The following is a 14775-nucleotide window of genomic DNA, read 5'->3' on the forward strand; positions in this document are numbered from 1 at the left end:
CCTACCCCCCGTAGACCAGCCCTTGCGGATCGATCTCCGGCTTGCGGCCCGCGACGACATCGGCGAGGAATTTTCCCGAGCCGCAGGCCATGGTCCAGCCGACATGGCCATGGCCGGTGTCGAGATAGAGATTGTCGTAGCGCGCCTGGCCGATGACCGGCACCGAGTTCGGCATCATTGGCCGCAGGCCCGCCCAGAGTTCCGCCTTCTTCTCATCGAAGGCACCGGGGAACAGATCCTTGCCGGTCCTGAACATGGCGGCAAAATCGCTCGGCCTGTGGCTGCGGTCGAAGCCGGTGAATTCGGCGGTCGAAGCGAGCCGCAGCCGGTTGCCCAACCTGGAATAGGCGATGAGCTGGTCCTCGTCGGCGCCGCCCATGGTCGGGCCTTTGCTCTCGTCCTCCAACGGAATCGTCGCGGTATAACCCTTCACCGGATAGACCGGCAGGTCGATCCCGTAGCGGCGGCCAAGCAGGCCGCTCTCCGGTCCCATCGAGATGACCACGGCATCGCCGGAAACCGGTCCGGCCGAGGTCATCACCGCGCGCACCCGGCCGCCCTCGATGTCGAGACCCTCGACCGTCGTGCCGTAGAGAAAACTCACCCCGAGGTTTTCGGCTGAATAGGCCGCGAGCTTTTCCACGAACTGGCGGGAGTCGCCGGTCTGGTCGATCGGCGAATAGACCCCGCCGGCGATCTTTTCCTTCACGCCGGCAAGACCAGGTTCAAGCTCGACCAGCCGGTCGCGGCCGACGATCTCGATCGGCAGGCCGTGCTTAGCCAGGTAGCGATAATTGTCGGTGCCGGTGTCGAGGCTGTGCTGAGAGCGGAAGAAATAGAGGATGCCCTTCTTGCGCTCGTCGTAGCCGATGCCGGTCTCGGCCGAGATGGCGTTGATGCAATCGCGGGAATAGAGCGCCAGGCGCAGCTTGACCTGACTGTTGGCGCGCAGACGCTCTTTCGTGCACTGGCGCAGGAAGCGCAGGCTCCAGGCGAGGAAATAGGGATCAAAGCGCAGCCGCACCTTGATGCCGAGATCATGATTGTAGAGCGCGCGCAGAAAGGTTTTCAGCGCCGCCGGCGAGGCCCAGGCGGTGGCGTCCCCCGGTGAGACCAGGCCGGCATTCGACTGGCTGGTACCGCGCGCCGGCGCCGGATGGCGCTCGATCACGGTGACCTCATGGCCATCGCTCGCCAGATAATAGGCGGCCGCCGTACCGACGACACCGGCCCCGAGCACCGTTATTTTCATGCCATTCCTCAAAAGCTCGGAGGCGCAGCGCCTCCACGCCGTACCGCGAATGCCTTCAATAGCGCTTCACCGCCCGCCTTGCGAGCCCTTGGGAGAGCCCGGCTCAGCCTCGCGCGGAGTTCTTGCCGGTCAGGATGCGCTCCCAGGCGAGTGCGTCGGCAACGATCTGGTCGAGATCGTCGCGCTGCGGGGTCCAGCCGAGTTCGGCGCGGGCGAGATCCGAATTGGCAACAACCGCCGCAGCGTCGCCGGGGCGGCGATCGCCCATCTTCACCTCGAAATCATGGCCAAAGGCGCGGCGCACGCTGTCGATGACCTCGAGCACCGAGTAGCCATGGCTGTAGCCGCAATTGGCGACAAGGCTTTGTCCCCCGGCACGCAGCCGCTGCAGGGCCAGGCGATGCGCCGCCGCCAGATCGCTGACATGGATATAGTCGCGCATGCAGGTGCCGTCCGGCGTCGGATAATCGGTGCCGAACACCTGCATGAACGGTCGCTTGCCGAGTGCGGTCTCGCAGGCGACCTTGATCAGATGGGTGGCGCCCGGCGTCGACTGGCCGGTGCGGCCCTTCGGGTCAGCTCCGGCGACGTTGAAGTAGCGCAGCGCCGTATAGCGCAGGCCGTGCGCGATCGCCGCATCGCGCAGCATCCATTCGCTCATCAGCTTGGACAGGCCATAGGGCGATTCCGGCGCCAGGCGAGCATCCTCGCGCACCGGCTCCAGTCCGGCGCCGCCATAGACGGCAGCGGTCGATGAAAAGATGAAATTGGCCACGCCCTCGCGCACCGCGGTTTCGATCAGCGTGCGTGTCTTGCAGGTGTTGTTCTCGTAATAGCCGAGCGGATCGGCAACCGATTCCGGAACCACGATCGAGCCGGCGAAATGGATGATCGCGTCGACCTTGTTGTCCCTGATGATAGAGCCGACCAATTCCCTGTCGGCGACATCGCCAACCACCAGCTTCGCCTCCGGCGCCACCGCCCATTCGAAACCTGTGGAAAGCCGGTCGAGAACGACCACACTCTCGCCGGCATCCAGCAGCTCCCAGACCATATGGCTGCCGATATAACCGGCGCCGCCTGTTACCAAAACCGTCATCCGCGTCCTCGCATCTCAAGATTTATCGGAAACTGTCTCAACCCCGCTCTACTGGAAAGCCCGCCGCATGGCCATTAGAACTCATGGTAACCGGCATGGCCGGCAAGTGGCATCATCCTGAAACAAACTTGATCCACATCAAGGGAATAGGCCACGATCCGTGGCCGTTAGGAACAGGTCAGGGGCGTGGCATTTTGACCAAAAAGGCCAGGTGGACGACCAATAGGGCAATGATTATGATCCCGCGCAAAATTGGGAAATCGACATGAACTATCAGCGGTTTTTCGAAGAAGCGATCGACCAGCTCCATGCCGAGCGTCGCTATCGCGTTTTCGCCGACCTGGAGCGCATCGCGGGCAAGTTTCCGCGCGCAATCTGGCGTTCCAACGGCCGCGCCGAGGAAATCACCGTCTGGTGCTCCAACGACTATCTCGGCATGGGCCAGCATCCCGACGTCATCGCCGCTTTCCAGAATGCGGCCGGCAAGATGGGTTCTGGCGCCGGCGGCACCCGCAACATTTCCGGCACCAGCAATCCGCTGGTCGAGCTTGAAGTGGAGCTTGCCGACCTGCACGACAAGGAAGCTGCCCTCGTCTTCACCTCCGGCTTCGTTTCCAACGAAGCCTCTATCTCGACCATTGCGCGGCTGTTACCCAACTGCCTGATCATCTCGGACGAATTGAACCACGCCTCGATGATCGAAGGCGTACGGCGCTCGGGCGCCGAGAAGAAGATCTTCCGCCACAATGATGTCGCGCATCTGGAAAGCCTGCTGCAGGCGGCGGGCCGCGAACGCGCCAAGCTGATCGTCTTCGAAAGCGTCTATTCGATGGATGGCGACATCGCGCCGATCAGAGAGATCGTCGAACTCGCCGAGCGCTACAACGCCATGACCTATATCGACGAGGTCCATGCCGTCGGCATGTACGGGCCGCGCGGCGGCGGTATCACCGAGCGCGAAGGACTGGCCGACCGCATCGACATCATCGAAGGCACGCTGGCCAAGGCATTCGGCACGCTTGGCGGCTACATTACCGGCACCAGCGCTGTGATCGACGCCGTGCGCTCCTACGCCCCGGGTTTCATCTTCACCACGGCGCTGCCGCCGGCGATCGCCGCCGCCGCGACCGCATCGATCCGCCATCTCAAGCGCTCGCAGGCCGAGCGTGACGCCCAGCAGCAGCAGGCCGCGAGAACCAAGCAGATCCTGTCGGCCGCTGGCCTGCCGGTGATGGACTCGCCCACCCATATCGTGCCGCTGCTGGTCGGCGACCCGGAGGCCTGCAAGATGGCCAGCGACCGCCTGCTCGGCGTGCACGGCATCTACATCCAGCCGATCAACTACCCGACCGTGCCGCGCGGCACCGAGCGGCTGCGCATCACACCGACGCCGTTCCATTCCGATGCGCTGATCGCCGAGTTGCAAGATGCGCTGGTCGAGACCTGGGATGCACTCGGCATTCCCTACGGCTCCGCAGGACGGCCTTCGGTGGCCAAGAGCGACCGGGTTATTCCCTTGCTCGTACCTAAGTCCGGCGGTTAAAGCCTGTTCGAAACTCTACTCCGGCAGCCATTTTACCTCGCCAGAGTCGGTTAGCGGCTTACACCACCTTCGTCCGCTGCCTTGCTCCACACGATCAGCTGTTTTGGCTCCCCGTTGCCAAGCGGATGGTGGCGACTTAGCCGCATCCGAATGGCTGCGCATGTGCATAAGTCATCGGCCTTCTCGATAAGGATAGCTCTCAGAACGAATACTCGTCATACTTGTAATGGTGGTATCAGCGGGGCTTTCTATGAAAATCAAAACTATCCTCGATAAGATCGACGAGAAACAGCTTTTCGTACCAGCGTTCCAACGCGAATATCGGTGGCAAAGGCCAGACGCACTGAAATTGGTAGAATCATTGCTGAAGGAGTATCCAACAGGAACGCTGCTCGTTTGGGAAACAAATAAACCTCCAGAACTTAAGGGGCCTCACAAATATCACGAAAACCAAGGTGCAGTTAAAATTCTTCTTGATGGCCAGCAACGTGTGACAACACTGTATATGTTAGCGCGCTCCGCGCCGCCACCGTATTATAACTCCACAGATATTTTGGTTGATCCTTCGGGTATGTGGATCGATCTCTTAAATCTTAAGCCGGACTATGGCAGCGACGCAAAACGTTCAGGCGACCCAAGATGGCAGCGCCTAACCGACATATTACAGAACAAGGTAAATGCATGGGGCTTGTTCCCGGAGTTTGAAAAGACTGGCTTCCCTCTTGATCAGCAAACTCAACAGATTATCGGCCAAAATATTGATTCTGTTAAGCGCATACTTGATTATGATATACCAGAACAAACTATACCTATTAGGGCTACTGTTGGCGAGGCGATTGAAATATTTTATATTGTAAATAAAGCCGGCATAACGCTGACGGACGCTGAACTGGCGCTTGCCCAGATCAGCGGATATTGGCCCCAGGCCCGCGAAGAATTGAAGAGGAAACTCGACACGCTTCGCGAAAGCGGATTTGAATTTTCGCTGGACGTACTAATTTATATAATTCTTGCCTGCCTCTACTCTTCTGGGACAGAGCTCCATAAGCTTCACCCATCTGACAACAAAGATAGATTGATAGACGCTTGGTCAAAATTGAGCGGCGAGACAATAGACTATGCTATCAATCTCTTGAGGGGCCACGCTTTCGTTGATCATAGTTCGGAGCTATCGACTCCCTATGTCATGGTTCCGCTTATTTCATGGCTTTACAAAGCAAAGGTCAAGCCAAGCGAATCATCTATAAATCGAATGGTAAGATGGTTCTATCTGTCTCAAGCCAGACAAAGATATTCTGTTGGCGTTCTTCAGAAGCTTGAAACAGAGCTGAAGATAATTGAAAAAGTGGACGATCCGTGGGACAATCTGGTCGCATTGATAGCAGAGAAGAGACCGCTTGCCATTACACCTGAAGAGCTGGAAAGAATCCCTATCCAGAATCCTATTTTTACTGTGATGCGTTGGGTATTTAAAGCTCGTGACGCCGTTTGCCTGACAGTTGGAACTAAACTTCATCAGACGATGGGCGAGAAATATTCTTTGGAGCGCGACCATATTTTCCCAACTCGACTTTTGAAAGAACATGGCTATGGGCAGTCCAATGCTCCTAAATATGCTCTGGCACAGGAAGTATCTAATCGGATGATTCTTACCAAGGTTGGAAATCGTCAGAAATCAGATGCGGAGCCGACCGCCTATTTGACTTCGGCCATGGAGACTTTCCCGAACGCGTTGGCTCGGCAATGCATCCCAGAGGATAAGACGCTTTGGGACATAGCCAGATTCGAGGATTTCCTAACTGCCCGGCGAAACTTGATTGCCGGAGCTATCAATGCTCACCTCGACTCTTTGGGCGCCAAGTCCACTGTTGCCGTCGAGGCCACGATAGATGAATTGATCGAATCTGGAGAGTCTGCAGAGCTCGAATTCAAGCAGACCTTTCGTTGGGATGTTGAACGAGGTCAGCCAAGCAAAAAGATGGAGGAGGTCATCGCCAAGGCCGTGGCAGCCTTCACTAATTCCGATGGTGGAACATTGCTAATCGGCGTCCATGATGAGTCGGGCGCTGTTGGCCTAGAGCCTGACTACGCGGTCGCTGGAGGAGACAAAGACGGGTTTGAGCTGGCTCTCACTAATTCGCTGCAGAACCAATTTGGGACGGCATTCAAAGCCGGCAAGATCAAGGTATCTTTTCCAATAGCGACGGGCGTTGAGATATGCAGGATGGACGTCGCAAAAAGCCATATGTTGATGCCAATCAATGTGACCACAAAAGAAGGGCACAAAGTAAGCAAAATCTATGTTCGGAGCGGAAACTCTTCTCAAGAGCTGCCCGCCCACGAGGTTCAGAGTTATATAGCGCAGAGGAACGGATGATTGGGCTCAGATAGTCTTCATCCATTTTGCCAACCGGTGCGCCGCTTCCTCGATCTGGTCGAGGCGGCGGTGGAAGCACAGCCTGAGGAAGGCTTCGCCGCCGGGACCGAAGGCCGTGCCGGGCGCCAGGCCGACATTGGCCTTGTCGACGATGTCGAAGGCAGCCGCGCGTGAATCGGTGATGCCGTCGACCGTGAAGAACAGATAGAACGCACCTTGCGGCACGGTGAACCGGGCGCGGCCTGTGGCGCCGAGAATGCCGCAGACCAGATCGCGTGCCTTGCGCGCCCGCTCCACCTGTTCGGCAATGAAGGCGTCCCCTTCATCAAGGGCGGCAACCGCGCCACGCTGCATGAACTGGGCGACGCCCGAGTTCGAATACTGGATCAGGTTCTCGAACACCTGCTGCAAGCTCGGATGCGTCTTGATCCAGCCGACACGCCAGCCGGTCATCGCCCAGTTCTTGGAAAAACTGTTGACGAACAGGATGCGGTCTTCCGCCGTGGCGATGTCGAGGAAAGACGGTGCGCGGCCATGGCCGTAGTGGAACAGCGAATAGATCTCGTCGGCGATGATCCACAGGTTCTTCGCGCGCGCAAGATCGAGGATCGCCTGCAAGGTCTCGTGATCGGCGGTCCAGCCGGTCGGATTCGACGGCGTGTTGATGAACAGCGCCTTGGTGCGCGGCGTCACCGCCGCCGCGATCTTCTCGACATCGCAGGACCAGCCATTGCCGGAGTGATCGAGCGTGACCGCCACCGGAATGGCTCCCGATATCGCTGCGGCAGCGTCGAAATTCGGCCAGGCCGGCGACAGATAGACAACCTCGTCGCCGGCGCCGGCAAGCGCGTCGAGCGCCAGCTGGATGGCGTGCATGCCGGACCCGGTGACGATGAATTGCTCTTCGGGGAAAGTCTTGCCGAAATGCCTGGCATAGTAGCGGGCAAGCGCCTGCCTGAGATCGGGTATGCCCCTCTGCCAGGTGTAGAACGTCTCGCCGCCGGCCAGCGCCTTCGATGCGGCATCGGCGATGAAGGCGGGCGTCGGCAGATCGCCCTCGCCGGCCCAGAGAGGGATCATGCCCTCGCGCAGCCGGCCGTAATTGACGACGGCGACAATGCCGCTTTCGGGCGCGGCGCGGGCTTCGGCGCGAAGGCTGTCGATCAAGGGCATGGGCGGGTCCGTTCCGATCTCGGGCGTTGATCAGCGCTCCTTACCAGATGCGAAAACAGAAAACCCCGGCCGTGAACGACCGGGGTTTTGGTCCAGCAATGCTTTGCTGAGTTATCTTTTGGCGAGCAGGTCGCGAATTTCGGTGAGCAGCGCGACGTCGGCGGGCGGCGGGGCAGCAGGTGCCGCAGGCTTCTCGCGCTCAAGCCGCTTGCGCATGTTGTTCACAGCCTTGACCATCAGGAAGATGATGAAAGCGAGGATGAGGAAGTTCAGCACCGCAGTGATGAAGCTGCCATAAGCAAGGACCGCGCCTTGCCCCCTAGCCGCATCCAGTGTCGGGGCGTTGACAGCCGAGGAAAGTCCAAGGAAATAGTTGTTGAAATCCAGTCCGCCGAAGATCGCGCCGACAATCGGCATGATGACGTCGTCGACCAGCGACTTGACGATAGTGCCAAAGGAAGCGCCGATGATGACGCCGACCGCAAGGTCCATCACATTGCCCTTGGAAATAAATTCCTGGAATTCTTTCAGCATTCGACCCTCCTTGTCATGACCGGCCGAGCTGCCGTTTCCGTCCTTGCGGGCATCGACCTAAGGACAACATAACAAAAACCTACGGTTGCAACATCGGCAAAAGGAGAAAGCAACCGCTTTCTCTTTACCCGGCGGCAGTCCCGGAAATCGTGGCCTTCATGCGCCCAAAGCCGTGATGGACTCGGAAGCCAAGCTGTGATTGCGTCTGGGCAAGCCGGGTTGAAATTCGGCACAGGGAGGATCTTGCCGGCGTGCAGGGCTTGTTCATCGTCATCGTCGCGATCGCCTATGTGACGCTGCTGTTCGCCATCGCCAGCCTGGGCGACCGCCGCTCGGCGATATCCGAGCCGAGTCGAGCCCGGCCCTTCATCTATGCGCTCAGCCTGGCCATCTACTGTACGTCCTGGACGTTCTTCGGTTCGGTCGGCCTCTCTTCCGAGCGCGGCCTCGAATTCCTCGGCATCTACACCGGCCCGGTGCTGGTCTTCGTGTTCGGCTTTCCGCTGCTCAACCGCATCGTGCGGTTGGCCAAGGCCGAGAAGATCACCTCGATCGCCGACTTCCTCGGCGCCCGCTATGGCAAGAGTTTTACCGTCGCGGCGATCGCCACGCTGATCGCAACCATCGGCGCGGTGCCTTATATCGCGCTGCAGTTGAAGGCGATCTCCGGTTCGGTCAGCCTGATGGTCGAGCACTATACGGGATCGCCGCCCTCCTTCGATCCGTTCGTCAGCGATATCTCGCTGGTCGTCGCCATGCTCTTGGCGCTGTTTGCGGTGCTGTTCGGCACACGCCACGCCGACGCCACCGAACACCAGGACGGGCTGGTGCTTGCTGTGGCGGTCGAAACCGTGGTCAAGCTTGCCGCCTTCCTGGCGATCGGCCTGATGGTCATCTTCCTGATCTTCGGCGGCCCCGGCGACATGTTCGACAAGCTCGCGCAGAACGCGCAGGTCCGGCAGGCGATGGGCTACAACACCTCGCTCGCCACATGGCTGGTGCTGACGTGCCTGAGCGGTTTTGCCATCATCATGCTGCCGCGGCAGTTCTACGTCACCATCGTCGAGAACCGCGGCGAGGCCGAACTGCGCACCGCGACATGGGTTTTTCCGCTCTACCTCGTAGCGATCAACCTGTTCGTGCTGCCGATCGCCTTCGCCGGCCTTTCGCTGGTCGGCACCGGAACCAGCAGCGACCTCTACGTGCTGTCGCTGCCCCTGTTCAGCGGCCATGACGTGCTGGCGATGGCGGCTTTCATTGGCGGGCTGTCGGCGGCGACGGCGATGGTGATCGTCGAAAGCGTGGCGCTGTCGATCATGATCTCCAACGACCTCGTCATTCCGCTGTTCGTGCGCCGCCTGCTCAAGACCTCGACCTCCGAGACCGAAGACTGGTCGACGCTCATCCTCAATGTGCGGCGCGGAGCGATCTTCATCCTGCTGTTCATCGCCTTCCTCTATTACCGCGAGAGCACCAACAGCGCGCGCCTGTCATCGATCGGCCTGATGTCGTTCGCGGCAATAGCCCAGTTCGCGCCGGCGCTGATCGGCGGGCTGATCTGGCGCGGCGCCAATGGTCGGGGTGCCGCACTTGGCATGGTCGCCGGCATCCTCGTCTGGGGCTACACGCTGCTGTTCCCATCGCTTGCCGCATCCGATACCGGTATCATCGTGCACGGGCTGTTCGGCTTCGAGGCGTTGCGGCCGCAGGCGCTGTTCGGCACCGTCGCCGAACCGCTGAACCACGGCGTGTTGTGGAGCCTGTCCATCAACGCGGTGTTCTTTGTGCTGGGTTCGCTGTCGCGCGTATCGGTGCCGCTGGAACGCATCCAGGCGTCGATCTTCGTGCCGCGCGATGCCGGCCCAATGCCCAGCCTGCGCCGCTTCCGCACAGCCATCACCGTCAACGACCTCAAGGACACGATCGGGCGCTATCTCGGCGTCGAGCGCACCGAGCGCTCCTTCCAGTCGTTCGAAAAGACCAACGGAACCTCGCTGCACGGCAACGAGCAGGCGAGCATGGACGTCATCCGCTTTTCCGAGCAATTGCTGGCCAGCGCCGTCGGTTCCTCCTCGGCGCGGCTGATCCTGTCGCTGCTGTTTCGGCGCCACGACCGCGAATCCAGGGATGACTTCCGCTTGCTCGACGACGCCACCGAAGCGCTGCAGCACAACCGTGACCTCTTGCAGATAGCGCTCGACCAGATGGAGCAAGGCATTACCGTCTTCGACCGCGATTTCCGCCTGATCTGCTGGAACCGCCAGTACAGGGCGCTGTTCGACCTGCCCGACGAGATGGGCCAGGTCGGCGTCTCGCTCGACAGCATCCTGCGGCATCTTGCCGAGCGCGGCGACATTCCGGCAGAGCAGCGCGTTGGCATGCTCAACCGGCTGACCAGTTTCGTCAGCCCATGGCAAATGGAGCTGAAGACCAGTGGCCGTATCCTGGAGCTGCGTTCCAACCCGATGCCGGACGGCGGCATCGTCGCCACCTATGCCGACATTTCCGGACGCGTCGAGCAGGATCTGGCGCTGAAACGGGCCAATGAATCGCTGGAGCAGCGCGTCAAGACCCGCACCATCGAACTGACCCGGGTCAATGAGGAATTGGCGCAGGCGCAGATGCTGGCCGAGGAGGCTAATCTCGGCAAGACGCGGTTCCTCGCCGCGGCCGGCCACGACATCCTGCAGCCGCTGAACGCCGCCCGGCTCTATTGCTCATCGCTGATCGAGAAGGCCGGCAAGGGGCCTGCCGGCAAGGCAGCGGTCAACATCGAATCCTCACTGGAATCGGTCGAGACCATTCTCGGCGCCGTGCTCGACATCTCCCGCCTCGATGCCGGCGCGATGAAGCCGGACGACACCGCCTTCAATCTCGACGGATTGCTGCGCCAGATCGGCAACGACTTCCGGCCGCTGGCCGCCGAAAAGAAGCTCGAGCTGACGATCATGTCGTCATCGCTGACCGTGACGACGGACCGCAACTTGTTGCGCCGCCTGATCCAGAACCTCGTCTCCAACGCCATCAAATACACGCGCCACGGCCGCGTTCTGGTCGGCGTCAGGCGGCGCGGCGAACTGGCCGAGATCCAGGTGATCGACACCGGCATCGGCATCGCCGGCGACAAGCTGAACACGGTCTTTCACGAATTCACCCGGCTGGACGAAGGCGCGCGCGAGGCCCAGGGCCTCGGTCTCGGCCTCTCCATCGTCGACCGCATCGCCCGGGTGCTGCGCCTGGAGATCCGGATATTTTCCAATCCGGGCAAGGGCACGCGCTTTTCCGTCATCCTGCCCGTGGCGGCCGTGCAGGAGCCGCGGCGCGAAATCGAAACCAGGGCTCCTGCCCGCGCGACCGCTTCGCTGGCCGGGCTGCACGTGCTGTGCATCGACAACGATGCCCGCATCCTGGAAGGCATGCGGCTCCTGCTCGAAGGCTGGGGCTGCAATGTCGACACCGTGTCTGGCTCAGCGGACCTGGAGAGTGTCGCAATGCATCGCCCGGACATCGTCCTCGCCGACTATCATCTCGACGGCGAAACCGGTCTCGAACTCATCGTCAGGCTGCGCGCGATTCATGGCGACAACCTGCCGGCCGTGCTGGTCACCGCCGACCGCTCCAACGAGGTACGCACGGCGGCAGGCGGGCTCGAGATTGCGGTGATCAACAAGCCGCTCAAACCGGCGGTGCTGCGCTCGATGATGGCCAGGGTCAGGCCGCTGGCATCGGCGGCCGAGTGACGCCAATAGGCCGCCCGGCCATGGCTGGCGATCTCAGGCCCTGTGCCCCAGGCTCGTGAGGTAGGCGCAGAACATGTCGGCTATCGCGTCGGAATAGGTCTCGATCTCCGCCGGCATTCGCGGACTAGCCGAAAAATCCCGTCCCGCCGCACTAAGCATCGTCATGACCAGTTCGCCGGCCAAGGCTCGGGTGGCATGCGGGGCCTCGGGCAGTGTCTCTTGCATGAATATCTCGACCGTGCGCTCCGCCGAAGCCCTCGCCTCTTGAGCCTCAGGCGCGTCCCGATAAAGCGGTGCCGCGTCGTCGAGCGCACCACGCACTGCCGCTTCTTCACATTCCGAGCGGACAAAGGCATGCACAAGGATACGCAGCCGTTCGAGGGGCGGCCTTCCGGCTTCCTGGAGAATACGGCACAACAGGTCGGTCGTCTGCCGCCATTCATCGCTCTGCAGCCGGAACAGAAGTGCGGCCTTGTTGGGGAAATACTGATAGAGCGAGCCGACGCTGACCCCAGCCTTTTCCGCCACGCGCGTGGTGGTGAAGCGCTGCGCGCCTTCGCTCGCCAAAACCTGAACAGCAGCCTGCAAAATCGCCGCGACAAGGTCCGCCGCGCGTGCCTGTTTGGGCTGTTTTCGTGAGGAAATCAAAAGGCTTGAGCGTCCGGTCATGTCTCGGCTCGGCAAATGCGAATTGGAAAACTGAAGGATTATTCGTATTTTCGACACGACACAAGGACGCAGCCATTTCGCCTGGAGACTTTCATGACGACGCTAACCAATGCCCCGCTGGCACCCCTGCTCGCCCGCCTGTTCGAAGAAGCCAATGCCGCGACCAGTCCGGCGGTGGCCGCACTCTCGCACGAGGAGCGCGCGCGCCTGCTCAACAGCAAGACCGAATATGTCGATTTCTACGGACGGCTGAAGGACCTCTGGCTCGCGATCTCGCCGGAGACCGGCACGCTGCTCTATATGCTGGCGCGCGGCAGCGGCGCGCGCATGATCATCGAGTTCGGAACCTCGTTCGGCATCTCGACGCTCTATCTTGCCGCAGCGCTGCGAGACAATGGCGGCGGCCATCTGATCACCACCGAGTTCGAGCCGTCGAAGGTGATGCGGGCCAAGGCCAATTTGACCGAGGGCGGCCTCGTCGACCTGGTGGAGATCCGCGAGGGGGACGCGCTGCAGACGCTGAGCGCCGACCTGCCGGATACGATCGACCTTTTGCTCCTCGACGGCGCCAAGGCGATCTACCCGGAGATTTTGAGCCTCGTCGAGAGCCGCCTGAGGCCTGGTGCCTTGGTCATCGCCGACAACGCCGATCTCTCGCCCGAATATCTGGAACGCGTGCGCTCGCCGGCATCGGGCTACATGTCCACGCCCTTCGGCGAGGATGTCGAGCTGTCCGTACGGCTCGGCTGACGCCGGTCCCATGCCCAACTCAAACACCCATGTAGCTTCAGAGCGGCCGTAAGCGTTTACGTCAACCAACGCGCAATTCCCGGAGCCCGGCAACCGGCGAGCTCTTGGCGGCGCCGCTGATCGGCGGCCAAAACCTGCAACTGAATAGAGCTGTTCGTTTGGCGATCAACCCGCCGACTGCAGCGGGTCGCTGCCGATCTTGGACAGCAGGATCACCGCCTGGGTGCGGCTGTCGACGCCAAGCTTCTGCAGGATGGCGGAGACATGCGCCTTGATGGTGGCCTCGGAGACGCCGAGTTCATAGGCGATCTGCTTGTTGAGCAGGCCCTCGGCCAGCATGCCGAGCACGCGAGTCTGCTGGGGCGTCAGTGCTTGCAGGCGCTTGATCAGGTCGGATATTTCGGGATCGCGCTCAACACCGAGATCGACCCCGACCGGTGCTGCAATATCGCCGGCAAGCACCGACTGCACGGCGCTGCGGATCTCTTCCATGCTAGCCGATTTGGAGATGAAGCCGGAAGCGCCGAGATCGAGCGCCCGCCTGATGGTCGCCGGATCGTCATGCGCCGACACCACGATCAGTGGCACCGCCGGATGGATGCCGCGCAGCGAGATCAGGCCGGAGAGCCCACTGGCGCCCGGCATCGACAGGTCGAGCAGCACCAGGTCGACATCCTCGTTGGCCACGACCAGCGCCTTGGCGCTCTCGAAATCGCCGGCTTCGTGGATGGCGGCAACATTGCCGATGCCTGCGAGTGCTTCGCGCAGCGCACCGCGAAACAGCGGGTGATCGTCGGCGATGACGAAAGAATAGCCTGCCGGCAAATGTCCCTCCCCGAATCCCCGATGATTTTTAGCTTTTTTGGGATCAGTTGAACGATTATGAGGGGCCGCGCGCTGTTTTCAAGCAGCAAAGCCAGCGCGCCGCGTTTTCCCTTGCCGCATGACCCCGAAAATCGACTTCGATTTTCGGAAAGGATCATGCGCAAAATCAAAGTGCTACAGCGTCCTTTGCGCGTCCAAAGGACGCGCGGCGCTGTAGGCGCCGCTCAGGTCTTCTGTGAATTGGGCTGGGCGCCGCTGTCCTTGTCCATATCCTTGACGATGCCCATGAAGCCGCGCAGGAAGCGCTCCATGTAGCTCATCGTCTTGTTGAAATCCTCCTCGCTCGGCAATTTCGATTCGAGGCGGGCGGAGAGCGAATTCTCAAGCTTGGTGACGCGCTCGTCCATCGCCTTCATCGAGGTCTGGAGGCGGTCGACCTCATCCTGGAAAGCCGCGCGCTCGTCGGCCGCCATCTTGCAGACGAGCTGGCCGGAGCGCTCCTCGCAGATCGACATGGCGCCGGTCTGCGTATCCATGCGGACAAAGCCGTTATCGGACTTTTCCAGGCGGTAGCGGTCGGTCTCTTCCGAGTAAGCTGAAGCCGCGACCAGCGAAACGAGCGCGGCGGGGATCAGGATGTGTTGCAGACGCATGTTGTCCTCCATGGCCAAGGCCTGAAATATCGCATGTTTGCGCCGGAAATGGGGAAGACCCTTGGCGTGGCCTTTCCCGCGTGGCTGGTTCGGACGCATTTTGACGCAATTCCGGACGGAAAACCGCTTCACACTTTTCCTGGAGTTGCTTTATAGCGCA

General features: G+C 60.8%; 11 protein-coding genes. 4 read left to right on the forward strand and 7 right to left on the reverse strand.

Annotated features, from left to right (window positions below; genetic code table 11):
• Position 1 precedes the first annotated feature (1 nt).
• The gene (locus tag ACSQ3L_RS30345) at positions 2-1252 is read right to left on the reverse strand and encodes a D-amino acid dehydrogenase (protein WP_436163276.1); all 1251 of its coding nucleotides are present in this window, start codon (positions 1250-1252) and stop codon (positions 2-4) included.
• Positions 1253-1355: 103 nt separating this feature from the next.
• The gene (galE, locus tag ACSQ3L_RS30350; protein ID WP_436163277.1) at positions 1356-2351 is read right to left on the reverse strand and encodes a UDP-glucose 4-epimerase GalE; all 996 of its coding nucleotides are present in this window, start codon (positions 2349-2351) and stop codon (positions 1356-1358) included.
• Positions 2352-2616: 265 nt separating this feature from the next.
• On the opposite strand from galE, the gene hemA reads away from it, so the two are divergent.
• Both hemA and ACSQ3L_RS30360 read left to right on the forward strand, forming a co-directional pair.
• Positions 2617-3894 (forward strand): 5-aminolevulinate synthase, encoded by a 1278-nt coding sequence (gene hemA / locus ACSQ3L_RS30355; protein WP_436163278.1) that lies wholly within the window; start codon positions 2617-2619, stop codon positions 3892-3894.
• Between the two features lie 250 nt (positions 3895-4144).
• Entirely contained in the window at positions 4145-6271 is a 2127-nt protein-coding gene (locus ACSQ3L_RS30360) for a GmrSD restriction endonuclease domain-containing protein (protein ID WP_436163279.1), read from the forward strand.
• 6 nt (positions 6272-6277) lie between these two features.
• Here ACSQ3L_RS30360 and ACSQ3L_RS30365 read toward each other — a convergent pair whose 3' ends face one another.
• Positions 6278-7444 (reverse strand): pyridoxal phosphate-dependent aminotransferase, encoded by a 1167-nt coding sequence (locus ACSQ3L_RS30365; RefSeq protein WP_436163280.1) that lies wholly within the window; start codon positions 7442-7444, stop codon positions 6278-6280.
• Between the two features lie 111 nt (positions 7445-7555).
• Positions 7556-7978: a large conductance mechanosensitive channel protein MscL gene (mscL, locus tag ACSQ3L_RS30370; protein WP_436163281.1), complete on the reverse strand. Its 423-nt coding sequence runs from the start codon at positions 7976-7978 to the stop codon at positions 7556-7558.
• Between the two features lie 251 nt (positions 7979-8229).
• On the opposite strand from mscL, the gene ACSQ3L_RS30375 reads away from it, so the two are divergent.
• Positions 8230-11718, forward strand: coding sequence for a PAS domain-containing hybrid sensor histidine kinase/response regulator (locus tag ACSQ3L_RS30375; RefSeq protein ID WP_436163282.1), 3489 nt, complete (start codon positions 8230-8232; stop codon positions 11716-11718).
• A gap of 33 nt (positions 11719-11751) precedes the next feature.
• On the opposite strand, the gene ACSQ3L_RS30380 is transcribed toward ACSQ3L_RS30375, so the two are convergent.
• Positions 11752-12387, reverse strand: a complete 636-nt coding sequence (locus ACSQ3L_RS30380; protein WP_436163283.1) for a TetR family transcriptional regulator — start codon at positions 12385-12387, stop codon at positions 11752-11754.
• Between the two features lie 93 nt (positions 12388-12480).
• On the opposite strand from ACSQ3L_RS30380, the gene ACSQ3L_RS30385 reads away from it, so the two are divergent.
• Positions 12481-13137 carry an O-methyltransferase gene (locus ACSQ3L_RS30385; RefSeq protein ID WP_436163284.1) on the forward strand — a complete coding sequence of 219 codons (657 nt, stop codon included), beginning with the start codon at positions 12481-12483 and terminating at the stop codon, positions 13135-13137.
• A gap of 165 nt (positions 13138-13302) precedes the next feature.
• Here the strand turns inward: ACSQ3L_RS30385 and ACSQ3L_RS30390 are convergent, their stop codons facing one another.
• Positions 13303-13962: a response regulator transcription factor gene (locus ACSQ3L_RS30390; RefSeq protein ID WP_436163285.1), complete on the reverse strand. Its 660-nt coding sequence runs from the start codon at positions 13960-13962 to the stop codon at positions 13303-13305.
• Between the two features lie 224 nt (positions 13963-14186).
• A complete protein-coding gene (locus tag ACSQ3L_RS30395; protein ID WP_436163286.1) occupies positions 14187-14615 on the reverse strand; it encodes a hypothetical protein in 429 nt (142 codons plus the stop codon).
• Positions 14616-14775 lie beyond the last annotated feature (160 nt).

Origin of the sequence: Mesorhizobium sp. LjRoot246, assembly GCF_964254115.1 — a bacterium.
Classification (GTDB): Bacteria; Pseudomonadota; Alphaproteobacteria; order Rhizobiales; family Rhizobiaceae; genus Mesorhizobium.